The organism is Nonomuraea antri, from assembly GCF_013283785.1.
GTDB classification, from domain to species: domain Bacteria; phylum Actinomycetota; class Actinomycetes; order Streptosporangiales; family Streptosporangiaceae; genus Nonomuraea; species Nonomuraea antri.
This window is the reverse complement of sequence record NZ_JABCPZ010000556.1, coordinates 1-1,178: the sequence shown is the minus strand read 5'-3', so window position 1 is coordinate 1,178 and position 1,178 is coordinate 1. Positions and strand designations below refer to the sequence as shown.

Here is a 1,178-nt window from a genome sequence, read left to right as displayed (position 1 = left end):
CTGGCTGCCAGAGTCCCCACCACCCGCCCAACTGGTCGACGATCTCCATTGATAGCGACCGATACCCCTGCTGGACGGCGGAGAGCAAGACGATGAGACGCAACGGGTGGGTGGTGGAACGCGCTGGAGCAATGGCACACATTGGGGTGACGGGGGATGTGGTGGGCGAGGGGCCGTGACGAGGTGAGGATCATGACGAGGTGAGGATCGTGACGAGGTGAGGATCGTGACGAGGTGAACGCCATGACAAGGCGAGGATCGCGATGGGTGAGAACTGACGAAGCGAGACTGGCAGGGAGAGCTGACGGAATTGGGACCGCGATGATTGACGCTGGGTGGCGAGGAGAGGCGGGGTTCAACGCGATGACTAATGGCGGGCATGGCGGAAATTGCGGAGAGAACCTGATGAGGTGATCAGGGCGGGAGGCAAGGAGAAGGGGCGGTCGGCATGGGTGGTGGCGAGGACATGGAAAGCGATGTGATCGTGAGTGAGTTCGAGCGGCATTTGCGGCTCGAACGCGACCTCTCTCCGCACACCGTGCGGGCCTACCTGTCCGACGTGCGAGGGCTTCTTGAGCACGTGAACGGCGAGCTCGAAGCCCTGAGTATCCAAGCGTTGCGGGCGTGGCTGGCCGAGCAGCATGGGGCAGGGAAAGCCCGGGCCACGCTGGCCCGACGCACTGCCTGCGCCCGGACGTTCACCGCCTACTGCCACCAGCGCGGCTGGCTGGCTGAGGATCCGGGGCTGCTGTTGGGAAGCGCCAAAGCGGGACGGTCGCTGCCCGTAGTCCTCGAACAGGAACAAGTTGAGGCCGTCCTGGACGTCCCCCTGACGGGTGAGCCCAAGGAACTCCGGGATGTCGCGGTCTTGGAGCTGCTGTATGCCACCGGGGTGCGGGTGAGTGAGTTGTGCTCGCTGGATGTCGACGATGTGGATCGGGATCGTCGGGTGGTCAGGGTAATGGGCAAGGGCCGTAAGGAGCGATCGGTGCCGTTCGGGGTGCCTGCGTTGCGGGCGCTCGATCGATGGTGCGTCAACGGGCGGCCCCTGTGGGTGCGGGCTGGGTCCGGGCCGGCGTTGTTTCTCGGGGTGCGGGGCGGGCGCATCGACGCGGGGACGGTACGGCGGATTGTTCACGCTCGCTTGGCGCAGGTCGAGGGCGCGCCGGATATGGGGC

1 protein-coding gene is annotated in these 1,178 nt (G+C 65.7%); it reads left to right on the top strand.

The genetic code is table 11. The features are described from left to right. Positions 1–448: 448 nt before the first annotated feature. On the top strand, positions 449–1,178 hold a 730-nt coding region (locus HII36_RS55330), incomplete at its 3' end, for a tyrosine-type recombinase/integrase (protein WP_173531411.1).